21 protein-coding genes and 1 riboswitch are annotated in these 25,273 nt (G+C 74.7%); of the genes, 9 read left to right on the forward strand and 12 right to left on the reverse strand.

Translation table 11 applies throughout. The features are described 5' to 3' along the window. Position 1: 1 nt before the first annotated feature. Entirely contained in the window at positions 2–1,210 is a 1,209-nt protein-coding gene (locus E7Z53_RS00120; RefSeq protein WP_229588109.1) for a PucR family transcriptional regulator, read from the reverse strand. Positions 1,211–1,313: 103 nt separating this feature from the next. Here E7Z53_RS00120 and E7Z53_RS00125 point away from each other — a divergent pair, with 103 nt between their 5' ends. From E7Z53_RS00125 to E7Z53_RS00135, 3 genes are all read left to right on the forward strand, one after another. Next, positions 1,314–2,366, forward strand: a complete 1,053-nt coding sequence (locus E7Z53_RS00125) for a ferredoxin reductase (RefSeq protein WP_035923198.1) — start codon at positions 1,314–1,316, stop codon at positions 2,364–2,366. Positions 2,367–2,419: 53 nt separating this feature from the next. Next, positions 2,420–3,535, forward strand: coding sequence for a fatty acid desaturase family protein (locus E7Z53_RS00130; RefSeq protein ID WP_017834847.1), 1,116 nt, complete (start codon positions 2,420–2,422; stop codon positions 3,533–3,535). 131 nt (positions 3,536–3,666) lie between these two features. Continuing rightward, the gene (locus E7Z53_RS00135) at positions 3,667–5,238 is read left to right on the forward strand and encodes an SDR family oxidoreductase (RefSeq protein ID WP_109221293.1); all 1,572 of its coding nucleotides are present in this window, start codon (positions 3,667–3,669) and stop codon (positions 5,236–5,238) included. Here the strand turns inward: E7Z53_RS00135 and E7Z53_RS00140 are convergent. Next, positions 5,204–6,103, reverse strand: coding sequence for a sulfurtransferase (locus E7Z53_RS00140; RefSeq protein WP_176336876.1), 900 nt, complete (start codon positions 6,101–6,103; stop codon positions 5,204–5,206). The two genes, E7Z53_RS00135 and E7Z53_RS00140, sit on opposite strands and share 35 nt — an antisense overlap. A gap of 87 nt (positions 6,104–6,190) precedes the next feature. Here E7Z53_RS00140 and E7Z53_RS00145 point away from each other — a divergent pair, with 87 nt between their 5' ends. Then, positions 6,191–7,318, forward strand: a complete 1,128-nt coding sequence (locus E7Z53_RS00145; protein ID WP_237740476.1) for a tellurite resistance/C4-dicarboxylate transporter family protein — start codon at positions 6,191–6,193, stop codon at positions 7,316–7,318. A 71-nt stretch (positions 7,319–7,389) separates the two neighbouring features. Here the strand turns inward: E7Z53_RS00145 and E7Z53_RS00150 are convergent, their stop codons facing one another. The 3 genes from E7Z53_RS00150 to E7Z53_RS19925 all read right to left on the reverse strand — a co-directional run bounded on the left by E7Z53_RS00150 (position 7,390) and on the right by E7Z53_RS19925 (position 10,639). Beyond that, positions 7,390–8,577 (reverse strand): cystathionine gamma-synthase, encoded by a 1,188-nt coding sequence (locus E7Z53_RS00150; protein WP_035923206.1) that lies wholly within the window; start codon positions 8,575–8,577, stop codon positions 7,390–7,392. A gap of 8 nt (positions 8,578–8,585) precedes the next feature. Further along, positions 8,586–9,914: an O-acetylhomoserine aminocarboxypropyltransferase/cysteine synthase family protein gene (locus tag E7Z53_RS00155; protein ID WP_115163511.1), complete on the reverse strand. Its 1,329-nt coding sequence runs from the start codon at positions 9,912–9,914 to the stop codon at positions 8,586–8,588. Positions 9,915–9,951: 37 nt separating this feature from the next. Then, positions 9,952–10,073, reverse strand: a riboswitch (SAM riboswitch). 113 nt (positions 10,074–10,186) lie between these two features. Then, positions 10,187–10,639 (reverse strand): Lrp/AsnC family transcriptional regulator, encoded by a 453-nt coding sequence (locus E7Z53_RS19925; protein ID WP_017834841.1) that lies wholly within the window; start codon positions 10,637–10,639, stop codon positions 10,187–10,189. 241 nt (positions 10,640–10,880) lie between these two features. Here E7Z53_RS19925 and E7Z53_RS00165 point away from each other — a divergent pair, with 241 nt between their 5' ends. The 3 genes from E7Z53_RS00165 to E7Z53_RS00175 are packed head-to-tail and all read left to right on the forward strand — an operon-like array spanning position 10,881 to position 14,640. Beyond that, the gene (locus E7Z53_RS00165; protein ID WP_176336878.1) at positions 10,881–12,056 is read left to right on the forward strand and encodes a thiamine pyrophosphate-dependent enzyme; all 1,176 of its coding nucleotides are present in this window, start codon (positions 10,881–10,883) and stop codon (positions 12,054–12,056) included. Beyond that, entirely contained in the window at positions 12,053–13,102 is a 1,050-nt protein-coding gene (locus tag E7Z53_RS00170; protein WP_017834839.1) for an alpha-ketoacid dehydrogenase subunit beta, read from the forward strand. Before E7Z53_RS00165 ends, E7Z53_RS00170 begins: the two co-directional genes overlap by 4 nt. Before the next feature lie 2 nt (positions 13,103–13,104). Further along, a complete protein-coding gene (locus tag E7Z53_RS00175) occupies positions 13,105–14,640 on the forward strand; it encodes a dihydrolipoamide acetyltransferase family protein (protein WP_176336879.1) in 1,536 nt (511 codons plus the stop codon). Between the two features lie 189 nt (positions 14,641–14,829). Here the strand turns inward: E7Z53_RS00175 and E7Z53_RS00180 are convergent, their stop codons facing one another. The 3 genes from E7Z53_RS00180 to E7Z53_RS00190 form a co-directional block, all read right to left on the reverse strand. Continuing rightward, positions 14,830–16,083: an alpha-hydroxy acid oxidase gene (locus E7Z53_RS00180; RefSeq protein ID WP_176336880.1), complete on the reverse strand. Its 1,254-nt coding sequence runs from the start codon at positions 16,081–16,083 to the stop codon at positions 14,830–14,832. Between the two features lie 78 nt (positions 16,084–16,161). Further along, the gene (locus tag E7Z53_RS00185) at positions 16,162–16,323 is read right to left on the reverse strand and encodes a hypothetical protein (protein ID WP_017834836.1); all 162 of its coding nucleotides are present in this window, start codon (positions 16,321–16,323) and stop codon (positions 16,162–16,164) included. A gap of 187 nt (positions 16,324–16,510) precedes the next feature. After that, entirely contained in the window at positions 16,511–17,704 is a 1,194-nt protein-coding gene (locus E7Z53_RS00190; RefSeq protein ID WP_109221301.1) for a glycosyltransferase, read from the reverse strand. A gap of 161 nt (positions 17,705–17,865) precedes the next feature. On the opposite strand from E7Z53_RS00190, the gene E7Z53_RS00195 reads away from it, so the two are divergent. Beyond that, on the forward strand, positions 17,866–18,732 hold the full coding sequence (locus E7Z53_RS00195; protein ID WP_017834834.1) for a UbiA family prenyltransferase: 867 nt from the start codon (positions 17,866–17,868) through the stop codon (positions 18,730–18,732). Then, positions 18,729–20,162, forward strand: coding sequence for a phytoene desaturase family protein (locus E7Z53_RS00200; RefSeq protein ID WP_109221302.1), 1,434 nt, complete (start codon positions 18,729–18,731; stop codon positions 20,160–20,162). The genes E7Z53_RS00195 and E7Z53_RS00200 overlap by 4 nt, the downstream gene beginning before the upstream one ends. A gap of 44 nt (positions 20,163–20,206) precedes the next feature. Here the strand turns inward: E7Z53_RS00200 and E7Z53_RS00205 are convergent, their stop codons facing one another. Genes E7Z53_RS00205 through E7Z53_RS00220 form a run of 4 tightly spaced genes read right to left on the reverse strand, consistent with a single transcriptional unit; the run spans position 20,207 to position 25,243 of the window. After that, positions 20,207–21,388, reverse strand: coding sequence for a prenyltransferase (locus E7Z53_RS00205; protein ID WP_017834832.1), 1,182 nt, complete (start codon positions 21,386–21,388; stop codon positions 20,207–20,209). Continuing rightward, positions 21,385–21,741 carry a lycopene cyclase domain-containing protein gene (locus E7Z53_RS00210; RefSeq protein WP_017834831.1) on the reverse strand — a complete coding sequence of 119 codons (357 nt, stop codon included), beginning with the start codon at positions 21,739–21,741 and terminating at the stop codon, positions 21,385–21,387. The genes E7Z53_RS00205 and E7Z53_RS00210 overlap by 4 nt, the downstream gene beginning before the upstream one ends. Beyond that, complete coding sequence (gene crtI / locus E7Z53_RS20075; RefSeq protein ID WP_017834830.1) at positions 21,738–24,224, reverse strand: phytoene desaturase family protein; 2,487 nt, start codon at positions 24,222–24,224, stop codon at positions 21,738–21,740. The genes E7Z53_RS00210 and crtI overlap by 4 nt, the downstream gene beginning before the upstream one ends. Beyond that, entirely contained in the window at positions 24,221–25,243 is a 1,023-nt protein-coding gene (locus tag E7Z53_RS00220) for a polyprenyl synthetase family protein (protein ID WP_031283749.1), read from the reverse strand. The genes crtI and E7Z53_RS00220 overlap by 4 nt, the downstream gene beginning before the upstream one ends. Between the last annotated feature and the right edge of the window lie 30 nt (positions 25,244–25,273).

Genomic DNA, 25,273 nt, shown 5'->3' on the forward strand with positions numbered 1-25,273 from the left:
CTCAGCGGAAGCCGGCGCGCAGCACCAGCTCGAGCTGGAACCGGCTCCTGGGGTCGTTGAGGCGGTCCCCGAAGACCTCCCGGAGCTGGTTCACCCGGTAGCCCACCGTCTGCTCGTGGATGTTCAGCTCGGCGGCCATCGCCGCGCGCTGCCCGTGGTGCTCGAGCCAGCACAGCAGGGTCGCGACCAGCCGCTCCCGCTGCCCGGCCTTGAGCTCGTCCAGCGGGGCCAGGCACTGCGCGGCGAGGTCCGCGACCACACTGCGCTCGCTGTGCAGGACGAGCTCCATGAGGTGCTCCGAGACCCACAGCGGCCCGGCGTCGGCCGGTTCCTCCCGCTGCAGCAGATCCCGGGTCAGCACGGCCAGGCGCAGGGACTCGGGGGCCGCGTACCAGGGCCGGCCCGGGCCGATCACCGCTCCCCGGCCGGTGAGCGCGCGCTCCAGCTCCCGGCGGCCGGTCGGCGAGGAGGGCTCGGGGACCACCGCCACCACGTCGCCGGGGCGGGACGTGAGCAGCGCCCGCTCCCCGAGGCGCGAGCGCAGCCCCACCCGCCGGTCGGCGGCCAGCGTCACCACGACCACCCGGTCGGGCACCGGCCACCCCGCGGCGGCGGCGGCCGTGCGCACCGCGTCCTCCACCACGTGGCCGCGGACGAGCATGTCCGCGAGCGCGTCCAGCAGACGGTCCCGCTCCCCGGCACGCTCGGACTGCTCCATGGCATAGCCCTCGGCGCTGGCCGCGGAGAGCTCCTCGATGTAGGCGAACACGGACTCCGCGAGGCCGATCAGCACGGACGCCTCGAACCCCGCGTCCATGGCCACGCGGGAGAGCGAGCGCAGCGTGGTGCGCGCCCCGGAGCGGTAGGCCGCGAAGAGGGCGTCCATCGGCCGGCCCTCGCGCACCTCGCCGCGGCCGAGCCCCTCGTAGACCCGCCGGTCGTCCCCCATCAGCGCCGGCTGCTGGGTGCCGGGCAGCTGCAGGAACCGGGTCAGGGCCACCTCGACCCCGCGCCGGATGCTGTCGCCGAACAGGCCCTCCAGCGGCCGGGCGTAGACCGGGACGTCGAGCCGCACGGCGTCCAGCAGCTCCTCCGTCACCGCGGGCAGGTGCGGGACCAGGAGGGGGGTCAGCGCCGGCGGCAGGGAGGTCCACGGCAGCTCCCGGTCCGCCCGCCGCCCCGGCTGCGCGTGCTCCGTCGTGTGGTCCACCCGCTCCACGATCCCCCGCTTTCATTCCGACACCACAATTTCTCTGCTGAAAGAGTACGCGACGGGACGAGAACTGCCGTCGGATTTGGGGCACAGTTATTACGTGCCCCAACTGCGACTGTTCACCCGCCTGGCCTCGGCCTTCACCACGCCCCGCTCCCCCGAGGACTTCCTGCGGCTCATCGACCCCCTGGCCAGCGCCCGCCAGCTGCGCGGCCTGGTGACCGCCGTGGTGCCCGAGACCGCGGACTCGGTGACGATCCGCTTCCGCCCCGGCCGCGGCTGGAACGCGCACGAGGCCGGCCAGTGGGCCCGCATCGGCGTGGAGATCGACGGCGTGCGGCACTGGCGCTCCTACTCCCTCAGCACGGGCGCCGGCCAGGACCCGGCGATCACGGTGACGGCGATGGGCAAGGTCTCCACCGCCCTCGTCCGGGGGACCCGACCCGGTGACGTGCTGTTCCTCGCCCCGCCCGAGGGCGACTTCGTCCTCCCCGAGAGCCCGCGCCCGCTGCTGATGCTCACCGCCGGCAGCGGCCTGACGCCGGTCATGTCCATGATCCGCACCCTCGTGCCCCGCCGCCCGGACGCCGACCTGGTGCTCGTGCACTCCTCGCGCTCCCCGGAGGAGTCCCTGTTCCGCGAGGAGCTGCTGGAGCTCACCGACCAGTTCCCCGGCTTCCGCCTGGTCCAGTGGTTCACCGGCGAGCGCGGCCGCCGCCTCGACCTCGCGGCCACCGCCGACCTCGACGCCGCGTGCCCCGACTGGCGCGACCGCGCCGCCTACGCGTGCGGCCCCGCCGACTTCCTCGACGCCGCCGAGGCGCTCTGGCAGCGGGAGGAGGGCGAGCTGCGGGTCGAGCGCTTCGCCGCCGTGGTCGCCCCCGGCTCCGGCGGGGAGGGCGGGCGCGTGACCTTCGAGAAGTCCGACAAGGAGGTCGAGGCCGACAGCGCCACGACCCTCCTGGCCGCCGGCGAGGACGCCGGTCTGATGATGCGCAGCGGCTGCCGCATGGGCATCTGCCACGCGTGCGTGACCCCGCTGCTCTCCGGGCAGGTCCGTGACACCCGCACCGGCGAGGTCCACGGCGAGCCCGGCCACCTCGTCCAGACCTGCGTGTCCACGGCCGCCGGTCCCGTCAGCCTCGACGCCTGACCCCGAAGCTTCCAGCACTCGTTCCCCGACCCCGTTCCGAAAGGACCGACACCATGACGATCGTCACCCCCTTCCTGCTCGACTCGGGCCGCCCCACCGAGTCGGCCAAGCCCTCCGCCGCCGCGCACCTCTCCGACGAGCAGGTCGAGGAGCTGGGCCGCGAGCTCGACGCCCTCCGGGAGTCCGTGATCGCCACCCGCGGGGCGAAGGACGCGGCCTACATCCGCCGCGTCATCGCCACGCAGCGCTCCCTCGAGCTGGCCGGGCGCGCCACGCTGCTGTTCGCCAAGCACAAGCCCGCCTGGTTCGCCGGCACCGGCATGCTGACCGTCGCCAAGATCCTGGAGAACATGGAGATCGGGCACAACGTGCTGCACGGGCAGTGGGACTGGATGCGCGATCCCGACATCCACTCCACCACCTGGGAGTGGGACTTCGTGACCCCGTCCCGGGCGTGGCAGCACACCCACAACGACCTGCACCACACCTGGACCAACGTGGTCGGCAAGGACCGGGACGTCGGGTACACCATCCTGCGCATGGACGAGGACCAGGAGTGGAAGCCCTGGAACCTCGGCAACCCGGTGTACAACGCGCTGCTCGCCCCGGTCTTCGAGTGGGGGATCGCCATCTACGACCTCGAGCTCGACGAGTACCGCGAGGGCCGCAAGCCGAAGTCGGAGCTCCGGCGCAGCCTGAAGGCCCTCGGGGCGAAGTTCCTGAAGCAGGCCGCGAAGGACTACGTGGCCACCCCCGCCGCCGCGGCCCTGGCCGGCTCCGGGAAGCAGGCCCTGACCGCGACCCTGACCGCCAACGCCGTCCGCAATGTCTGGGCGCACGCCGTGATCTTCTGCGGCCACTTCCCCGCCGGGGCGGACACGTTCACCGAGGAGCAGATCGAGGGCGAGACCCGCGGCGACTGGTACGTGCGGCAGATGATCGGCTCGGCCAACATCTCCGGGTCGAGGCTGATGCACCTCATGACCGGCAACCTGTCCTTCCAGATCGAGCACCACCTGTTCCCGGACCTGCCCTCGAACCGCTACGCCGAGGTCGCCGTCAAGGTGCGCGAGATCTGCGAGCGCTACGAGCTGCCCTACACCACCGGGCCCCTGCCGAAGCAGGTCGCCTCCGCGTGGGCGAAGGTGTTCCGCCTGGCCCTGCCCTGATCCGTCCCCGCACGACGACGGGCCGAACGGCCGCGATGCTCCGGCACGCGGCCGTTCCGCGTGCCGGGACCGGGCCGGGCTCCTGTCGGGCGGCGTTGGTAGGCTCGCGGGACCCGCACGAAAGGCAGGCCATGAGCTCTCCCCAGCGCGTCCTCATCACCGGTGCCACCGGTTACATCGGAGGGCGCCTGGCGCCCAGGATGCTGGAGGCCGGGCACACCGTGCGCGTCGCCGTCCGGTCCCCCGGCAAGCTGCGCGCCGTGCCGTGGCGGGACCGGGTGGAGGTCGCCGAGACGGACCTCAACGACCTCGACGGGATGACCGCCGCGTGCCAGGACGTGCACACCCTCTACTACCTGGTGCACTCCATGGGCGGTTCCCGGGAGTTCGAGGAGGAGGAGGCCGAGATGGCCCGGACCGTGGCCCGGGCCGCGGAGCGGGCCGGGGTGCGGCGCATCGTCTACCTCTCGGGGCTGCACCCCCAGGGCGTGGAGCTGTCCCAGCACATGCGCTCCCGGGTCCGGGTGGGCGAGATCCTGCTCGCGAGCTCGGTCCCGGCGGTGGTCTTCCAGGCCGGCGTGGTCATCGGCTCCGGCTCGGCGTCCTTCGAGATGATCCGCCACCTCGGCGACACCCTCCCGATCATGCCGGCGCCGTCCTGGGTGACCAACAGCATCGAGCCCATCGCCGTCCGTGACGTGCTGTACTACCTGATCCACGCCATGGACCTGCCGGAGGGCCTCAACCGCACCTTCGACATCGGCTCCCGCGACGTCATGACCTACGCGGACGCCATGCGCCGCTACGCCCGGGTGGCCGGGCTGCGCCGGCGGGTGGTCTTCCACTTCCCCCTCCCCGCGCCCCGGCTGTCCGGGTTCTGGGTGGGCATGGTCACCCCGATCCCCCTGGGCCTGGCCGTGCCGCTCGTGCAGTCGCTGCAGCACGACGCCGTGTCGGGCGAGCACGACATCGACGACCACATCCCGCCGCCCCCCGAGGGGCTGGCCGGCTACCGCCGCGCCGTGGCGCTCGCGCTGAAGAAGATCGAGGACAACTCCGTGGAGACCACGTGGGACGTCCACTACAGCTCCTCCGAGGCGGCCGCGGACCCGCTGCCCTCGGACCCGGACTGGGCGGGGCGCACCGTGTTCGTGGACGAGCGCAGCCGCACGGGACCGGCGCGGCCCGAGCAGGTGTGGCGGGTCGTCGAGTCCATCGGCGGGCGCAACGGCTGGTACTCGCTGCCCCTGGCGTGGCAGGTGCGCGGCGTCATGGACAAGCTCGTGGGCGGGGCCGGCCTGAACCGCGGCCGCCGCGACGCCACGGACCTGCAGGTGGGCGAGTACGTGGACTGGTGGCGCGTCGAGGCCATGGAGGAGGGGCACAAGCTGCTCCTGCACGCCGAGATGCGCGCCCCCGGCCGGGCGTGGCTCGAGCTGTCCGTGGAGCCCGAGGGCGAGGGCAGCCGGTACAGGCAGCGGGCCATCTTCTTCCCCCGGGGCCTGCCGGGCCGGCTCTACTGGTGGGGCGTGTGGCCCTTCCACGGCTTCATCTTCCCGTCCATGGCCCGCAACATCCTCGCCACCGCCGCCGCGCTGGACGACCCCGCCCCCGGCGCCCCGGGACAGTCGGACCAGGCAGACCAGGCCGACGGGGCCGCGGCGCGGATCAGTCCTGCCGGGGAGACACCGGCCCGCGGCTGAGCCCCTCGGGGCCCGCCACGGGCCGGGGACCGGGGCGGCCCCACTCGCTCCAGGAGCCGTCGTAGACCGCGACGTCCTCGCGGCCGGCGAGGTGGGCGCCGAGCGCCAGGACGCACGCCGTGAGGCCCGAGCCGCAGCTGGTGACGATCCGCCGCCCCTCGGGCGCGGCCGCCGCGATCCGCTCCCGCAGCTGCGGCAGCGGCAGCAGCCGCCCCTGTCCGTCCTGCAGGTCGGTGTAGGGCAGGCTGACCGCCCCCGGCATGTGCCCGGGGCGCAGACCCGGCCGCGGCTCGGGCTCGGTGCCCGCGAACCGGCCGGCGGAGCGGGCGTCCAGGACGGTGGCGTCCGGGTCGGCCAGGGCGCGGGCGACGTCCTCCGCCCCGACGAAGCCGCCCGGACTGGGCACGAGCTCCACGTCGCCGGGCTCGGCCGGCGGCGCGGCGTGCGCCCCCGTGGGCCGGCCCTCCGCGGCCCACGCCGGGAGGCCGCCGTCGAGGACGGCGACCCGGTCGAAGCCCGCGGTCCGGAGCAGCCACCAGACGCGGGCGGACGCGAAGACGCCCTTGGCGTCGTAGGCCACCACCGTGCTCGTGCGCGAGATGCCGAGCGCCCGGGCCGCCGCGCTCAGCTGCTCCGCCGGGGGCGCCGTGTGCGGCAGGTCCGAGGACGGGTCCGAGAAGGCCCCGTCCAGGTCCAGGAGCACCGCCCCGGGGAGGGCCTCGTCGGTCCGGTTGAGCGTGGAGCTCGCGTCCACGAGCACCAGCCGGGGGTCCTGGAGGTGCTCGGCCAGCCAGTGGGTGCTCACCACGGGCCCGGGGAGCTCGAGCGATGCGCTGATGTCGTCGTTCCGGGTGCCGGTGCTCATGCGTCCAAGGCTAGTTCCGCCGGGGCAGTACTGTCCCGGCAGCCGCACGGGGCGGGGCCGCGGGCGGGGCCCCGGTAGCCTGGGCAGGTGGCCGAATCGCTCCGACAACGTGTCCTCGGCGGCGTCCGCGGCCTGGCGCCCGGTTACTTCGCCCTCGTCATGGCCAGCGGCATCCTCTCGGTGGGCCTGCAGATGCAGGGCTTCGCCGCGCTGTCCACGGCCCTGCTCGCGGTGTGCGCGGGCAGCTGGGCGGCGCTGTGCCTGCTCACCGTCTGGCGGTTCGCCGTCTTCCGGCGAGAGTTCGTCGTGGAGTTCCTCGACCCTCGCCGCGCGTTCGGCTTCTTCACCTTCGTGGCCGGCACGAACGTGCTGGCGTCCCGGCTCGCGACGACGGGCTGGCACGGGGCCACGGCCGCGCTCCTAGGACTCGCCGGGGCGGTGTGGCTGGGCCTCGGCTACGTGGTCCCGTGGAGCGCGGTGCTCTCCCGGCGCACCCGCCCCGTGGTCAGCACCGCCAACGGGACCTGGTTCATCTGGGTGGTGGCCAGCCAGTCCGTGGCCGTGGCCGCCGCGGCCCTGGACCCGGTGGTGGGCAGCGACGCCTGGCGGCACGTGCTCTCCGTCGTCGCGGTCGCCTGCTGGTCCGTGGGGCTGTTCCTCTACGCCGCGGCGGGCGTGCTCGTGACGCTGCGCATGATGCTCTATCCGCTGCGGCCGGTCGACCTGACCCCGCCGTACTGGGTGGCGATGGGCGCGTGCGCCATCACCGTGCTGGCGGCCTCCCGGATCGTGGAGATGTCCGACACCCCGATGGTCGCTGTGGTCCGCGGGCTCGTGGCGGGTCTGGGCCTGGTCTTCTGGGCGTTCGCCACCTGGTTGATCCCGGCCCTGGTGGCGGCCGGGTGGTGGCGCCACCGCCTGCACCGGGTGCCGCTGCGCTACGAGTCCTCGCTGTGGAGTGTGGTCTTCCCGCTGGGGATGTACGCCGTGGCCAGCATCTATCTGGGCCGCGCGGACGACCTGCCGATCGTGGGTCTGGTCGGGGCCGTCTGGCTGTGGGTGGCCCTGAGCGCCTGGGCGATGGTGTTCACTGCCATGCTCGTGCACCTGGTCCGCCGGCTGCTCCTCGGCCGGGAGGATCCGGCTCCGGCCTGGCCGGAGCCGGACGCGGCCGTCAGGCCGGACCCAGGGGGCGGACCGGGCGCCGCCCGCTGACCCGGCGGAACCGGCGCCGCCGGCGCCGCCGGCGGCGCCGGCGGCGCAGCCGACCGGGCGGAAAGGACCGGTCAGGCGGTGAGCGCGCGCTCGAGGTCCTCCAACTGGTCCTCGACGTCCTCGATGCCCACCGAGAGCCGCACCAGGTCCACGGGCACGGCCAGCGCAGTGCCCTTCACGGAGGCGTGCGTCATCTCCGAGGGGTAGCAGATCAGGGACTCCACCCCGCCCAGGCTCACCGACAGCGAGTACAGCCGGGTGCCCTCCGCCACCGCCCGGGCCGCGGCCTCCCCGCCGGTCAGCCGGAAGGAGACCATGCCGCCGAACCCGCGCATCTGCGCGGCGGCGAGCGCGTGGCCGGGGTGCCCGGGCAGCCCGGGGTAGAGCACCTGCGCGACCTCGGGGCGCTCCAGGAGCCACTCGGCGATCCGCTGCGCGTTGTCCTGGTGGCGCTCCATCCGCAGGCTCAGGGTCTTGAGCCCGCGGGCGGCCAGGTAGCTGTCCTGGGGGCCCGCCACGGCGCCGGCGGCGAACTGCTGGAAGCCGACCGCCTCGGCGAGCGGGGCCCCGCGCCACTGGGCCGCGCCCACGACCACGGCGCCGCCGAGCACGTCCGAGTGCCCCCCGATGTACTTCGTGGTGGAGTGCACCACGGCGTGCGCGCCGAGCTCGAGGGGGGTCTGCAGGTACGGGGACGCGAAGGTGTTGTCGACGACGAGCAGCGCCCCGGCGTCCCGGGCCAGCTGCGCCCACGCCGCCACGTCGGCGATGCCGAGCAGCGGGTTGGACGGCGTCTCGAGCCACAGCACCTTCGTGGCGCCGGGGCGCACGGCCGCCCGGACGGCGTCGAGGTCCGTGATCTCCACGGGCGTGTGCCCGATGTCCCACGGGGCGAGGACCCGGGTGATCAGCCGGTTGGTGCCGCCGTAGCCGTCGGCGCCGAGCACGATGTGGTCGCCCGGGCGCAGCACGGCGCGCAGCAGGGCGTCCTCTGCCGCGATCCCCGAGGCGAACGCGAACCCCCGCTCGCCGCGCTCCAGGGCCGCGAGCTGCTCCTCGAAGCCGCTGCGGGTGGGGTTGGAGCCGCGGCTGTACTCGTGCCCGGCGCGCAGCACGTTGATCCCGTCCTGGGCGAACGTGGAGGTCTGGTAGATCGGCGGGATGACCGCCCCGGTCAGCGGGTCGGGCTCCTGGCCGGCGTGGACGGCGGTGGTCGTGAAGCCCCGGTGGCGGGTGCGGGTCTCGGTGGGGGACGTCATGGCGGGGCTCACTTCCGGGTGGTCTGGACGGCGGTGACGACGGTGTCGAGGGCCTGGCCGAGGTCGGCCACGAGGTCCTGGGGGGACTCGAGGCCGATCGAGAGCCGGATCGTGGTCTCGGCGATCCCGCCGGCCCGGCGCTGCTCGGGGGTCAGGCGGCAGTGCGTCATGGCCGCCGGGTGGGCCACGAGGCTGCGGGTGTCCCCGATGTTGGCGACCAGCTTGAACAGCCGGAGCGCGTCGATGAACGGGCCCACGGCGCCGTCCGGGGCGGCGAGGTCGAAGGAGAACACGGAGCCGGTCCCGCGCGGGAAGTCCCGGGCCGCGATCCCGGCGCCGGGGTCCCCGGGCACGCCGGGGTGGTGGACGCGGGCGACGGCGGGGTGCCCGGCCAGGAACTCGGCCACCGCCAGCGCCGAGGCCGTGTGGCGGGCCACGCGCAGGTCGAGGGTCTCGGTGCCCTGCAGGATCTGGCTGGCGTTGAACGGGGAGAGCGTGGTGCCGAGGTCGTGCACGTACTTCGCCCGGACCAGGTGCAGGTAGGGGCTGGCGGCGGCGCACTTGTCGACGAGGCTGAGCCCGCCCCAGCGGGCGCGGGCCTGGGTGAACTGCGGCCACTTGTCCGGCCGGGCGGACCAGTCGAAGGTCCCGCCGTCCACGACCGCCCCGGCGAGCGCGTTGCCGTGCCCGCCCAGGAACTTGGTGGCCGAGTGCACCACGATGTCCGCGCCCTTCTCCAGCGGCCGGTACAGGGCCGGGGACGCGAGGGTGTTGTCGACGACGACGGGCACCCCGGCGGTCCGGGCGACGTCGGCGATCCCGGGCAGGTCCGGGAGGGTGGCCAGCGGGTTGCCGATGGACTCGAGCAGGAACGCGCGGGTGTCGGGGCGCACGGCCGCGGCCCACGCCCCCGGGGCGGTGGGGTCCACGAAGGAGACCTCGATGCCGTAGTCCGCGAAGGAGTCGGTGAGCAGGTCCACCGTGCCCCCGTAGAGCTTCTCGGAGGCCACGAGGTGCTTCCCGGCGCCCTGGCCGAGCAGGGCCAGCAGCGCTACGGCCACGGCGGACTGGCCCGAGCCGGTCGCCACGGCGCCCGCGCCGCCCTCGAGGTCGCTGATCCGCTGCTCGAGCACGGCCACCGTGGGGTTGCCGGTGCGCGTGTAGGTGAAGCCTGCCCGGGTCTGGGCGAACATCTGCCGGGCCGCCTCGTAGTCCGGGAACTCGAAGGCCGCGGTCTGGTAGATCGGCACCGTCAGGGTGCGCTGGGTGACCTGGTCGTGGGTGCCGGCGTGGATCTGCCGGGTCGCGAGGTCGTGGTCGGTCACGGGGATGGACATGGCGCTGCTCCTGTGCCTTGCTCTTACCCGCACCGGTCATCCGCGCGGGCCCGGTGGGCACGCCGCGGAAGATGCAGGCCGCTTCCTCATCCGAACCACCCAATGAGCATGGGGTTGGTGCGTGACCAAGTCGGAGCTTGGCGGTCACGTCTCGTGAAGCTGGAACAACACTATGCGCAGAGGTAGTGGGTGTCCCTCCGCGTCGGAAGATGACGACCGTGACGGTTCGTGACGCCGGCCGTGCGCGCCGGGCCCGGCGCGGGGCCGGCGCGTCAGGCCCGGGTGTCGATGTCCTCGAAGATCAGGAACGTCTGGGTGTCCACCACGCCGGGCAGCTGCTGGACGTGCTCGAAGATCACCTGCCGCAGGTGCACGGTGTCCACGGCCCGCACGAGGAGCATGACGTCGAAGTTCCCGCCCACCAGGGCGATGTGGTGCACGGCGGGGATCGCCTGGAGCTGGGCGCACAGCTCCCGCCAGGTGTTCTGCTGGAGCTTGAGCGTCACGTACGCGGAGGCCTGCAGGCCCGCCCGGACCGGGTCGATCACGGTGCTGAAGCGCAGGATCACCCCCTCGTCCCGGAGTCGGTTGATCCGGGCGTAGGCGTGGGCGCGGGAGACGTGCACGGCCGCGGCGATCGCCGTCACGGACTGCCTCGCGTCCCGGGACAGCTCCGCGAGGATCTTCCGGTCGGTCTCGTCCAGCGGCACGGGGGTCGAGGGCACGGCGGGCTCCTTCGGGGCGGGTAGGGCGCGGGGCCCGGAACGTGACGGACGAATGCGTGTGCTCCACGCCACACTAGAACATTTCGTCCACGCGCGGTGCACTGTCCGTCTCAGACTTCTGCATTTTCCCCGCTCTGTGGATACGAACCATGCCCGGTTCCCATACTGGGGAGACAGAGCCGCACCACCTTCCTGCCCTCCCCGGACCGCGGCCGCACCGGGGACCGACCGAGGGGACACCATGAGCCAGACCGTCGAGACCCCCGAGGACCCGATCCTCCGGGCCTCCCAGAGCTTCGGCATCACACCGGAGCAGTACATGCTCCCGGCCCGCGGCGAGATCCGCATGGTCGACCCGAGCGGGCGGCTGCTCGCCCCCGAGGAGCAGGGCACCGGCCCCGGCCACGAGTACCCGCTGCCGGCCCCGGACGTCCTGCTGGGCGCCTACGAGAAGCTGGTGGTCGGGCGGCGGGTCAACGACCAGAACTCCGCGCTGGTCCGCCAGGGCCGGATGGCCGTCTACCCGTCCAGCCACGGCCAGGAGGCCTGCCAGGTGGCGGCCGCCCTGTGCCTCGAGGAGGGCGACTGGCTGTTCCCCACCTACCGGGACACCGTGGCGGTCATGACCAAGGGCGTGGACCCGATGCAGGTCATGGCGATCTTCCGCGGCGAGTGGCACAGCGGCTACGACCCGTACGAGCACCACGTGGGCATCCAGTCGACCCCGCTCACCACCCAGCTGCTGCACGCGGTGGGCGTGGCCCACGCCGCCAAGCTGCGCGGCGAGGACACCGTGGTCCTGGCGATGTGCGGGGACGGCGCCACCAGCGAGGGCGACTTCCACGAGGCCCTGAACTTCGCGGCCGTGTTCAAGCTGCCGGTCGTGTTCTTCGTGCAGAACAACGGCTACGCGATCTCCGTGCCCCTGTCCCAGCAGTCCGCGGCCCCGAGCCTCGCCCACAAGGCGGTCGGCTACGGCATGGCCGGCGAGCGCGTGGACGGCAACGACCTCGTGGCGCTGCTCGCCACCCTGCGGCGCGCCGTGGACCTGGCCCGCTCCGAGTCCGAGCCCCTCCTCGTGGAGGCGCACACCTACCGCATGCAGGCGCACACCAACGCTGACGACGCCACCCGCTACCGGGACGACGCCGAGGTGCAGGAGTGGATCGCCAAGGACCCGGTGACCCGGATGCGCGCCTACCTCGGCGCCGAGGGCGTGCTCGACGACGCGGCGGAGCAGCGCATCGCCGCCGCCGCCGAGGACGTCGCCACGGCCCTGCGCGACGGCATGAACGCCGACGTGGAGATCGACCCGCTCGAGCTGTTCCGCCACGTCTACACCGAGCAGACCCCGCAGCTCGCCGAGCAGGAGCAGTTCCTGGCCGCCGAGCTCGCCCGAGAGGAGACCGGACAGTGAGCACCCTGCACGCCCCCGCCCCGGCCGGCGAGGCCCCGGCGGTCAAGCCCGCCACCTTCGCCCAGGCGCTCAACACCGCCCTGGCCGACGCGCTGGCCGCCGACCCCGCCGTCGTCGTCTTCGGCGAGGACGTCGGCACCCTCGGCGGCGTCTTCCGCATCACCGACGGGCTGACGAAGCGCTTCGGCCGCACCCGGTGCTTCGACACCCCGCTGGCCGAGTCCGGGATCGCCGGCATGGCCGTGGGCATGGCGATGAACCGGATGCGCCCCGTCATCGAGATGCAGTTCGACGCCTTCGCCTACCCTGCCTTCGAGCAGGTCGCCTCGCACATCGCGAAGATGCACAACCGCACCCGCGGCGCCGTGCGCCTGCCGATCGTCATCCGGATCCCCTACGCCGGCGGCATCGGCGGCGTGGAGCACCACTGCGACTCCTCCGAGGCCTACTACGCCCACACCCCCGGGCTGAAGGTGTTCACCCCCGCCACGGTCGAGGACGCCTACCTCATGCTGCGCGAGGCGATCGACTCGGACGACCCCGTCGTGTTCTTCGAGCCCAAGAAGCTCTACTGGTCCAAGGCCCCCGTGGACCTGGCCGAACTGAGGGACCGCTACGAGAACGGGGCGCCCGAGCGCCGGGAGGGCCGCGCCGTCGTCGCCCGCGCCGGCGAGGACGCCACGCTGCTGGCCTACGGGCCGTCCGTGCCGACCGCCGTGGCGGCCGCCGCGGCCGCCGCCGCCGAGGGTCGCTCGCTCGAGGTCGTGGACCTGCGCAGCATCGTCCCGTTCGACGACGAGACGGTCGCCGCGTCGGTGCGGAAGACCGGGCGCGTGGTGGTCGTGGCCGAGGCGCCGGGCTTCGCGTCCGTGGCCGCCGAGATCGTGGCCCGCGTCCAGGAGCGCTGCTTCCACTCCCTGGCCGCGCCCGTGCGCCGCGTGACCGGGTTCGACATCCCGTACCCGGCGCCCAAGCTCGAGGAGCACTACCTGCCGAGCGTCGACCGCATCCTCGACGCCGTGGACGACCTGCAGTGGGAGGACTGACCATGACCGTGAAGACGTTCACCCTGCCGGATCTCGGCGAGGGACTGACCGAGGCCGAGCTCGTGAGCTGGCTCGTCCAGGTGGGCGACACCGTCGCCGTGGACCAGCCGATCGCCGAGGTGGAGACCGCCAAGTCCGCCGTGGAGGTGCCCTGCCCCTTCGCCGGGACCGTGCACCAGCTGCACGGCGCCTCGGGGCAGACCCTCGACGTCGGCGCGCCGCTGATCTCCGTCGACACCGCGGACCGGGCCGGGACGCCCGCCCCGCAGGGCGGCGGCCCGAAGGGCGGGCAGTCCTACCGGGAGGAGGAGCGCGCCGGGGCGGACCCCGCGGCGGCCGCCGAGGCCTCCGCGGTCGCCGCGGCCTCCGACGACGACGCCGGATCGGGCAGCGTGCTCATCGGCTACGGCACGCCCGCCGGCGGCACGGCCGGACGCCGGCGCCGGCCGAAGCGGGCCGGTGCCACCGGCCCGGCCGCCTCCGCCGCCCGGCCGGTCCCCGAGCCCGCCCGCGCGCGGGCCGCGGAGCAGGCCGCGGCCCGGGCGTCGCAGGCCGCGGGTGCCGCCCACGACGCGATGGCCTCGGCCCCGCGCCTGGCGCCCACGGTCGTCTCGCCGATCGTGCGCAAGCTCGCCAAGGACCGTGGGGTCGACATCTCCACCGTGCGCGGCTCGGGCCCCGGCGGGCTCATCCTGCGCCGGGACGTGGTGACCGCGGCGGCCGCCCCCGCCGCACCGGCCGCGCGGGAGAGCACGGCCCCGACGTCGTCGGCCCCCGCCCCGGTGCCGTCCACCACCGCGGCGCCGTCCGCCGTGGACGCCCGCACGGGGCTCGGGGTCGCGGAGCGGGTCCCGGTCTCCGGGATCCGCAAGGTCATCGGGCAGGCCATGACCCGTTCCCGCGCCGAGATCCCCGAGGCCACCGTCTGGGTGGACGTGGACGCCACGAGGCTGGTGGAGCTGCGCGCCGAGCTCAAGGCCCAGGACCCCGCGACCGCCCCGGGGCTCATGGCGCTGATCGCGCGGTTCGTGCTCGCCGGCCTGGCCCGCCACCCCGAGCTCGCCACGCGGATCGAGACCCTCGAGGACGGCAGCCAGGAGATCGTGCGCTTCGACGGCGTGAACCTCGGCTTCGCGGCGCAGACCGACCGCGGGCTCGTGGTGCCGAACATCCGCGGCGCGCACACCCTGAGCGCCCGCGGGCTCGACGCCGAGCTCCGGCGGCTCACCGAGCTCGCCCGCTCCGGCAAGGCCGGGCCCGCCGAGCTGTCCGGCTCCACGTTCACGCTCAACAACTACGGGGTGTTCGGCACGGACGGGGCCGCGGCGATCATCAACCACCCGGAGGTCGCGATCCTCGGGATCGGCCGGATCATCGACCGCCCGTGGGTGGTCGACGGGCAGCTGGCCGTCCGCAAGGTCACCCAGCTCTCCCTCGCGTTCGACCACCGGGTGTGCGACGGCGGGGCCGCCGGCGGCTTCCTGCGCATGGTGGCCGACGCGGTGGAGAACCCGGTGTCGGTGCTCGCAGACCTGTAGCGGCCCGCAGTCCCACCGCCGCCCGCGAGGGGTCGCGTCCGGCGCACCCCCATGGCGAGGGGTTGCGTTCGGCTGGTATCGCGGTCACTTGTCGACAGAACGCGACCCCTCGGCAGCGGCGGAGGCGGAACGCGACCCCTCGGCAGCGGCGGAGGCGGAACGCGACTCCTCGGTGCGGGGGCCGGTAGTTCAGCGCCGGTCGGCCGGGGTGTCCCGGCGGGAGGCGGCGGGGTGGTGGCGGGCGCCGAGCAGGTGCGGGCCCAGGTCGGCGACCGTCTCGGCGCCCATCAGCTGCATGCTGATCCGCACCTCCTCGGCCAGCAGCCCGATCGCCCGCTCCACGCCCTGCTGCCCGCCGGCCATCAGCCCGTAGAGGTAGGCCCGGCCGATGAGCACGAAGTCCGCTCCGGCGCACAGGGCGGTGATCACGTCGGCGCCGCTCATCACCCCGGAGTCGAGGATCAGCTCGACTCCCTCCCCCACCTCGTCCCGCACCTCGGGCAGCGCGTGCAGCGAGGCGGGGGCGCGGTCCAGCTGGCGGCCGCCGTGGTTGGAGACCACCAGCCCGTCGGCCCCCGCGGCCAGGGACTGCCGGGCGTCGTCCCGGGTCAGCACCCCCTTCACGAAGAGCTTCCCCGGCCACACGGAGCGGATCCACTCGAGGTCCGCGTAGGACAGGGTCGGGTCGAACATCGAGTTCGTGATGGTGGGCAGGTCGGCGCTCGTGCTGGAGAGGGACGCGAACTTCAGGGAGTCCGTGGTGAGGAAGTTGAACCACCACTCGGGCCGGTAGGAGGCGTCGGCCACCGTCCGCAGCGTCAGCCTCGGCGGGATGACCATGCCGTTGCGCACGTCCCGCAGCCGCTGGCCCGCCACCGGGGTGTCCACGGTGACGAGCAGGGTGCCGTAGCCGTGGGCCGCGGCGCGCTCCAGCAGGTCCCGGGACCGGGCCCGGTCCTTCCACAGGTACAGCTGGAACCAGCGGGTGGCGTCCGGTCCGGCCGCGGCGACCTCCTCCAGCGAGCGGGTCCCCATGGTGGACAGCGTGAAGGGGATGCCGGCCCGCTCCGCCGCGCGGACTCCCCCGATCTCACCCTCCGCGTGCATGAAGCGGGTGAAGCCGGTCGGGGCGATCCCGAACGGCAGCGCGGACCGCGCCCCGGCGATCGGCGTGGACAGGTCGGGAGCGGCGATGCCGTGCAGGATCCGGGGCAGCAGCTCGACCGCGTCGAACGCCTCCCGCGAGCGCCGGCGGGTCAGTTCGCGCTGGGCGGCGCCGTCCGCGTAGTCGAAGGCCGGGCGCGGGGTGCGGCGGCGGGCGATCCGGCGCAGGTCCCAGAGGTCCGCAGCCCGGGCGAGCCGGGCCGCGCGGCGGTCGAGGGCGGGGGGCTCGAACTGCAGGAGCGGGCGCAGCTCGGACCACTGGGGCAGACGCCGTTCCACGGCGGACCTCCTGACGATCGGGGTGTTCCCGACCACACTACGTCGGAGGCCCCGACGACGCCGGGGGCGGGGCGCCGTTCAGTCGGTCTCGGGGCCCGCGCAGTACGGGCAGTCCTGCTCGACGTCGGCCCAGCTGTGCCGCCCGCCCCGGAGGAGCGGTGCCGCCGGTCCGCGGCCGGCGGCGTCGTCCGGGCGCGAGGAGGTCCGGGGGGAACGGGGCGGGAGCAGGTCGACGGTCATGGTGCAGTCCTCCGGGAGGGGTGGCGGCGGGCGGGGCGTCGCCCGGTCCCTCCAGTATCGGGGGCGTCATCCGTGCGGAACAGCGATGTTTTCCCATGCTGATCCGTCAGCCCCGCTGATGATTCCTGCCGGGGTCGCCGACCCGGTCACGAGGTCCCGGGGACGTGCCCCGGGAGGCGGCCCGCGCTCAGAGGCCGGTGAGGACGTCGAGGGCGGTGTCCAGGCCCTGCTCCGCCCGGACCGCGCGCCCCACGCGCTGCGCCCGCTCCCGGCGGGCGAGGGCGTCGCCCACGGCGGGGACCAGGGCCTCCGCCGTCAGCGACCGGCGCGGGATGGGGGCCGCGGCGATGCCGAGCCGGTGCAGCTGCCGGCCCCAGAAGGGCTGGTCGACGAGGAAGGGCACCACCACGGACGGGACGCCCGCACGGGCCACCGCGTGCACGGTCCCGGCTCCGCCGTGGTGGACCGCCACCGCGGCGTCCGGGAGCAGGGTGCCCAGCGGGGCGGCCGGCACCACCAGCACGTCCTCGCCGCGGCGGTCCGGCGGCAGGGACAGACCGCCCCAGCCCGTGACCAGGAGGGTCCGCAGCCCGTGGGCGCGCGCGCTGTCCACGACCGTCCTCCCCCGCGCGGACGGGTCCCCGGCCGCCATGGACCCGAAGGTCGCCACCAGGCACGGCCCGCCCCGGACGAACTCGGCCACCGCCGGGTCCGGGGCGGGGGCGGCCGCGCCGGGGTGCCAGGCACCGGTCAGGTGCACCCGGGCCGGCCAGTCGGCGGGCCGGGGCAGCAGCTGCGGGCTGATCCCCATCAGCGTGGCGCGGGAGGGTGCGGGGTGCCGGGGCGCCCGGCCGCCGGGCAGCTGCCGGCACGCGTGCTCGACGTCCCGGCGGAACAGCCGGGCGCCGCCGCGGGGCACCGCGTAGGTCGCCCGGTTGAACCGCCCGAGGTCCTTCGAGACCGTGGGCCCGCCCGGTGCGGAGAACTCCCGGGTGGGCGTCGCCACGGGCACGAACTCGGCGAGCGCGCGGGGGACGCCGAGGGCGTCGGCCACGGCCGGCGCGCTGAGGATCAGCGGGTGGTGCAGGACCAGGTCCGGGTCGAACGCCAGGGTCTCGCGCACCGCCGCGGAGAACATCCGCCGCATCCCGGGGCGGACCTCCGCGCGGACGTGGTGCACCGCCGCCCGCGGGGAGGCCCCGGGGGCGTCCATCAGCCGGTGGAAGTCCACGTCCAGGCCGACGGTGTCGATCCCGGCCAGGTCCACCCCGGAGTTCTCCGGCACCCCCAGCCGGACCCGGTGGCCCTGTGCGGCGGCGTGCCGGGCCAGGGCCGCGAAGGGCTCCACGTCGCCGCGGGTTCCGGAGGTCAGCAGCATCATGCGCACCCCCACAGTCTGCCCCGCGGCGGGACGGCGCACGAACGGACCGGCGGAGCACCCCGGGACCGCCGGGGCCCGCCGCCGCACCGGCCCCGGAACCGACGTAGTGTGGGGTGCACCCGGACCCCCGGGTCACCTGACGTCCGAGGAGGTCCGCCGCCGTGCCCCAGGCCGGATTCGCCCCCGCGCTCCAGCGGATCGTGCACATCTCGCGACCGGTGCTCTGGATCAACGCCCTGGGCACCGGCGTGGTGGGCATGTGGCTGGCGGGCTCGCTCTGGCAGTGGGAGGCGCTGCCGCTGCTGCTGTGGCTCACCCTCCCCTTCAACCTGCTGATCTACGGCGTCAACGACGTCTTCGACCAGGACACCGACGCCCTCAACCCCCGCAAGGGCTCGCTCGAGGGAGCCCTCATCCGGTCCGAGGAGGTGCGCACGATCCTGACCGCGGTGCTCGTCACCAATGTGCCGTTCGTCGTCTGGTTCGCCGTGACCCTGCCCCCGGCCGCGCTGGGCTGGATCGCGCTGTACGTCCTGGTCTTCGTGTTCTACTCGGCCCCTCCCCTGCGCTTCAAGGCCCGGGCATACCTCGACTCCCTGAGCAACGCCGCCTACGCGCTGCCGCTGGTCTTCGTCGCCCACGCGCTCGGGGCGGCCCCCGTGTGGCCCGCGGCCCTCGGCCTGATGGCCTGGAGCGTGGCCAAGCACGCGTTCGACGCCGTCCAGGACATCGAGGAGGACCGCGCGGTGGCCATCACGACGACGGCGGTCCGGCTGGGCGCGCGCGGGACGGCCCTGTGGAGCGGCGGCTGGTGGGCCGTGTCCACGCTGGGCTTCGCGCTGGTCAGCCTCCCGGTGGCCGCGGTCAACGCGCTCATCGCCGGGTGGCTCGTGGTCTCCCTCCTGCGGGACCCGAGGCCGGGGACCGGGCACCGGCTGTACCGGTACTCGATCGCGTTCCCCTACGTCGCCGGCGCCGTGGCCGGCGTGCAGCTGACGGTGGCGCTGTTCTTCGGGCTGTACCCGTGAGCCGCGTCGTCGTCGTCGGCGGGGGGATCGGGGGGCTGACCTCGGCCGTGCTGCTCGGCCACGCCGGTCACCGCGTCACCCTCCTCGAGGCCGCCGACCACCTCGGCGGCAAGAGCCGCCGGCTCGAGGCCGAGGGGCAGCGCCTGGACACCGGACCGTCCCTCTTCACCTTCCCGGGGGTGTGGGAGGAGCTCCTCCGCCGCCTGGACCGACTGCGGGACGCCGGCACCGCGGGAGCCGGAGCGCCGAGGGCCGAGGAGACCGCCGGGCTGGAGCTGGAGCGCCTGCCCGCGGTCGGCACGTACTACTACCGCGGCACCCGGTGCGAGCTGCCCGTCCCGCCCGGGCACCCCTGGCACGCGGCCTGGACCCGATTCGAGGCCGAGCACGGCGTGCTCGGCCCGGACATCACCCGGCTGCTGACCACCGACGTGCTGGACCGGGCGGCCTATCCCGCGCTGGGCCGGCTCGGGACGCTGTACGGGCGCCGGCTCACGACCCGCGACTACCTCGACAGCCTCACCTGGATGCCGGAGGGCCTGCGCGAGGTCATCGCCATCCACACCCTCAACGCCGGTGTCGGCCCGGCACGGACCCCGGCCCTGTACGCGAGCATGCCCGCCGTCATGGCGCGCGACGGCGTCTGGATCCCCCGGGGCGGGGTCTACGAGCTCGTCGAGGCGCTCCGGCGCCTCGCCGTGGACGCCGGGGTCGAGCTCCGCACCGGGGAGCCGGTGACCTCCGTCGCCCGCCGGCGCGTCCTGACCGCCCGGGGCGCGTACCCGGCCGACGCCGTCGTCAGCGGGCTCGACGCCCACCGGCTGGACGGGCTGCTCGCCGGGCGCGCGCCCCGGGCACCGCGCCGGCTCAGCTGCTCGGCGATCGCGGTCTACGCCGTGCTCGACCACGAGCTGCCCGAGGGGACGCCCCGGCACGGGGTGATCATGCCCGACCGGCCCGCCGACCTCTACGCCGACCTGGAGGCCGGGACCGAGCCCGAGCAGACCATGGCCTTCGCCAACCACTACCCGGCGCACGCGGGCCACCCCAACAGCGCGGCCACGCTCGCCCTGCTGCTGACCGCGCCGGCCAACGGGAAGTCCTACACCCTCGAGGACCCGTTCGTCGCCCGCGAGCTCGAGCGCACGGCGCGGGTGCTCGGGCTGCCCGGACCGCTCACGGACCGCTTCCGGAGCGCGGAGATCCTGGACCCCGCGTACTTCGCCGCGCACGGCTCGGCAGGAGGGGCGCTCTACGGCGCCGTGCGTCCCGCGTGGCGCAGCGGCCCGTTCCACGCCCCGGCCCACACGAGTCCGCTGCGGCCGTGGCTGTGGCGGGTGGGCGCATCCGTGCACCCGGGCGGCGGGCTGCCCGCGGTGCTGGGCGGCGCCATGATCTCGACCGACAAGCTGCTGAAGCGCCTCGGGTAGGGCCGGAGCCCCCGGCAGGTCCCCGCCCCGGGCCGGGCGGCCGATCAGCGGGCGAGCTCCCACGCCCAGAGCAGCAGCAGCGTCGCGAGGAACCCGGTGAGGTAGTTCAGCCACAGGAACCGCCGCCAGCCCCGGTTGGCGCGCTCGCAGCCGGCGTCCGTGATGGTCAGGAACGGCACGAGGTTGGCGAGATAGGGCAGCACCAGGAGGGACCCGACCGGCCCGGGCCAGGGGGCGAGCAGCAGGAGCACCCCGGCGGCGAGGTAGAGGGCCGCGGCGGCCCACACCGTGGGGCGGGCGCCCAGGACGGTGGCGATCGAGCGCAGCCCGCCCTCCCGGTCCGCCTGGACATCCTGCACGGCCCCGAACGCCTGCGAGGCCATCGACCACAGGAAGAACCCGGCGCACAGGGCCACGAGTCCCCCCGACCAGGCCGCGCCGGCGAGCACGAGGCCGTAGACCGCCGGGGACACGAAGTGGGTGGCGGAGGTCGCCGAGTCCAGGAACGGGACCTCCTTGAAGCGCAGCCCCTTCAGGCTGTAGGCCGCCACCGCGAACAGGCTGATCCCGAGCACCCCCGCCGCGGCGGCCCCGCCCGCCAGGAACAGGTACGCCAGGAACGGCAGCGCCGTCAGCACCGAGCCCACGAGGACCGACCGGTGCTCGGAGCGGTCCACGAGCGCGCCCTCGACACCGCCCTTGCGGGGGTTGCGGAGGTCGGACTCGTAGTCGAAGACGTCGTTGATCCCGTACATCAGGAGGTTGTACGGGAAGAGGAAGAACAGCGTCCCCACCACCAGGGGCAGGTCCACCCGGCCCGTGGTCAGGACATAGGCCGCCGCGAAGGGGTAGGCGGTGTTGACCCAGGAGACCGGCCGGGAGGTGGCCACCAGGGTGCGCACGGTGGCGGTGAGCCGGCCGCGCTCGGCCAGCCCCCACCACAGCGAGGGCAGCAGCAGCAGCGCGGCGAGCGGGTACGCGAAGTCCTCGACCGGCACGAGGCCGATCCGCAGCTCCGTGATGTGCCCGGCCCCGTAGTCGAAGAACCCGGCGGCGATCATGAGGTTGTCGAACACGACCGTCAGCAGCGCGAGCACGGCGAAGGAGATCCCGAGCACGGCCAGGGCCCGGCGCCGCGGCGGCGCCGGGGAGGGCCGGCGGACCAGCAGGGTGGCCGGGGTCAGGGCGAGCGCGAGGAAGACGGGGATGACGAGGGCGTAGGTCACGGGGCGTCCGCTCCTCCGCGGGCCGGACCGGCCGCCGCGGAGCGGCGCGCCAGCGCCTTCTCCGTGAGCCGGACGAGGTTCATCGTCAGGTAGCAGAGGAACACGAGGAACACGACCTCCTCGACGGGGATCTGCGGGGCGACCATCCAGCCGGTCGCCCACGCGCTGCGGCTGTGCAGGAAGATCCCGAGGCTGATCCCGGCGACGTCCCAGGCGAGGAAGAACACCAGGCCAGCGAGCAGCACGAGGGCCGCCCGGCGGGGGTCCTGGGCGAAGAACAGCCGCTCCCGCACGTCGAGGAGCACCATCCCGGCCAGGCTGAGGAGCAGGAAGCCGAGGTACACGAAGCTCATCCGCGCGACACCAGGGGTTCTGCCAGCGGTCCGGTGGAGGTGTCCCCGCGCAGGTCCTTGAGCAGGATCTCCGCGCTGATCAGGCACATCGGCAGGCCGATGCCGGGGATCGTCGAGGCCCCGCAGTAGTGCAGGCCGGCGACCTTCCGGCTGCGGTTGGCGCCCCGGAAGAACGCGGACTGCTTGAGCACGTGGGCGGGACCGAGCACGTTGCCGCGCCAGGAGTTGAAGTCCCGCCGGAAGTCCTCGGGGCCCACGGTGTGGCGCACCACCACGCGCTCCCGCAGGTCCGGCACACCGGCCCACGCCGCGACCTGGTCGATCACCCGGTCCGCGACGGCCTCGACCCGCGGGGAGCCGGTGCCGTCCGGTCCGCCCGCGCCCAGCGCGGGGTCGGCGGGGACCGGGATCAGCACGAAGAGGTTCTCGTGCCCGTCCGGGGCCACGCCGGGGTCGGTCGCCGAGGGCTTGCAGACGTAGACGGACGCGGGGTCCGGGACGCTCGTGGGCTCCTCGAAGATCGCCCGGAAGTTCGTGTCCCAGTCCTCGCTGAAGAACAGGCTGTGGTGCGGGAGCTCGGGCAGCTCTCCGCGGACCCCGAGCATCACGAGCACCGCGCCGGGGCCGGTCTGGCGCCGGTCCCAGTACCGCTGCGGGTAGCTCTGCAGCTCGCGCGGGAGCAGCGCGGTCTCGGTGTGGTGCAGGTCCGCGGCCGAGACGACGACGTCCGCCGCCAGCTCGTGCTCCGCCCCGTCCGCGTCCCGCCACACGACGCCGGTGGCCCGGACGGGGCCCTCGGCGGCCGGGGAGGTGCTGATCCGCACCACGTCCGCGCCCGTCCGGATCCGTGCCCCGTGGGCGACGGCGAGCCGCTCGACGGCCTCGACGACCCGGCGGAACCCGCCCTGCGGGTACTGGACGGAGTCCGTGAGGTCCATGTGGCTCATGAGGTGGTAGAGCGACGGCGTCATCCGGGGCGCGCTGGCCAGGAAGACGGCGGGGTAGCCGAGCACCTGCCGCAGCCGCGTGTCCTGCACGGTGCCGGCGGCGAAGTCGTGCAGCGAGCCGGTGAGGTGCCGGGCGAGCTCGGGCAGGCCCCGCACGACCGGCCGGGTGAGCAGCGGCGTGAACGAGGCGTAGGAGGTGTAGAGGAAGTGGTCGACGGCCAGCTGGTAGGTCCGCTTCGCGGAGGCCAGGTACGCCCGGATCCGCTCGCCCGCCCCGGGCTCCACGGACTCGAACAGCGCCACGGTGTCCTCGAGGTCCGAGCGGATGTCGATGGGCTGCTCGTAGCGCTCGCCCCAGACCCGGTAGGCGGGGTCCAGGCGGAGCAGCTCGAGCTCCTGGGCGGCGCTGGAGCCCATGAGCCGGAAGAAGTGGTCGAAGACCTCCGGCATGAGGTACCAGGAGGGCCCGGTGTCGAAGCGGAAGCCGTCCCGCTCGAGCCGTCCGGCGCGCCCGCCCGTCGTGCTCCCGCGCTCCAGGACGGTCACGTCCCACCCGTCCTTCGCGAGCAGGCCCGCGGCGGCGAGCCCGGCGATTCCGGCCCCCACCACCACGGCGTGCCGTCCCCGGGGCCCGGTGGGGCGGCGGCGGGTGTGCGCCCTGACCACGGCGGCCGCGGCGAGCGCGGCCTTGCGGGGGTTCGGCACGCGGATGCGGGAGCTCAGCAGCTCCCGGGCAGGGGTGGCGCGGATCCGCACGGACAGCTCCCGGAACAGGTCGTGGGCGGCGAGGACGGCGGCGCGGGAGGACCCGGGGAGGTCGTCGATGACCGCGCGGGCGGCCGCGAGGTCGGCGTCGATGTCGTCGAGGAGGCGGTTCTTCTCGGTCTCGGAGAACTCCCCGGGCTCCACGCCGGGGAAGTACACGCGGCCGAGCTCCCCGTAGTCCTCGGCCAGGTCGCGCAGGAAGTTGACCTTCTGGAACGCCGCGCCCAGGCGGCGGGCCCCCGCCACGAGCTGCGCGCGGCGCCGCTCGGGCACGGTGCGGCCGGCCAGGAAGACCTGCAGGCACATCAGCCCCACGACCTCGGCCGAGCCGTACACGTACTCGTCGAGGGAGTCGGCGCTGTGCCGGTCCTCGCTGAGGTCGGCGCGCATGGACGCGAAGAACGGGCGCACGAGGTCGGGGCCGATCCCCGCGTGGCGCGCGGTGCGGGCGAAGGCGTGCACCACGAGGTTGCTGCTGAAGCCGCGCTCGATCGCCCCGTACGTCTCGTCCTCGAGGCCGTCCAGCAGCTCCCGCGAGCCCCGGGGCGGGACGCCGGCGCCGGCGCTGGCGCCGTCGACGATCTCGTCGGCGATCCGCACCAGGGCGTAGACGGCGTAGACGTGCGGGCGGATCTCCGGGCCCAGCAGCCGGCAGGCGAGGCCGAAGGACGTGGAGTAGCGGCGGATGACGGTCGCGGCGGCCTGCTGGGCGGTGGCGTCGTACCGGGCGGCGGCCTCGGCCGGTGACCCGGTGTGCTGGGCGGCGGTCACCGGATGCGCTCCGTGGCCCCGGCCACGATGCGGCGCAGGTCCTCCTCGAGGGCGGGGGGCAGCCCCGCGGCGTCGAGCAGGGCACGGGCCTCGGCCGCGCACCCGGCGACCATGTCCTCGACCTCCTGCCGCGCCCCGCACTGCTCGAGCAGGTCGCGGGCGCGCAGGGCGTGCTCGCTGCTGATTTCGTGGCGGCCCAGGATCGCGTCGAGCTCCTCACCGGCGGGCGTGCGCTGGGCGGCGGCCACGAGCATGGTCCGCTTGCCCTCCCGCAGGTCGCTGACCGCGGACTTGCCCGTGGCCTCCGGGTCGCCGAAGACGCCGAGCAGGTCGTCCACGAGCTGGTAGGCGGTGCCCACGGTCCGGCCGAGGCGCCCGAGCACCTCCACGTCCCGGTCGGGGGCCCCGCCGAGCACTCCCCCGGCCTGCAGGGGGGTCTCGAAGGAGTAGACCGCGGTCTTCAGGCACGTGGCCGCGAGGATCTGCTCGCGGCCGGGACGGGCCCCGGGCAGGGTGTGGTCGACGTCGAGCAGCTCGCCCGCGGCCGAGGAGAACAGGGCGGCGTCGAGCAGGTCGAGGACCCGGGGCAGCCGCTCGGGCGAGAGCCCGGAGCGGGCCACGAGCCGGTACGCGCCGGCCAGGGCGAGGTCCCCGGCGATGACGCCCACGCTCGCGCCGTACTGGCGCGCCTGGTCCGGCCCCGAGCCGGACGCGAACGCCCGGGAGGCCGCGGCGGCGTTGATGGTGGGCTGGTGCCGGCGCAGCTCGTCCTGGTCGATGACGTCGTCGTGCACGATGAGGGCGGTGTGCAGCAGCTCGAACGCCGCCCCGACGGACTCGACCACGGGGTCCGGCTCGGGCGCGGGATAGGCGCCGGCCGTGAGCCGCACGAGGTGCGGACGGATCTGCTTGCCGCCGGAGCTGAGCCGGGCGACCTCGCCCCACAGCCGGGCGAAGCCGGGGTCCACGGCCTCGGCGCGGCCGGTGGCCTCGGCGAGGAACTCCTCCAGGACGGGCACCCGGGCAGGCTCTCGCCCCCCGCCGTGCCC

The organism is Kocuria salina, assembly GCF_013368965.1.
In the GTDB taxonomy this organism is placed as follows: domain Bacteria; phylum Actinomycetota; class Actinomycetes; order Actinomycetales; family Micrococcaceae; genus Kocuria; species Kocuria rosea.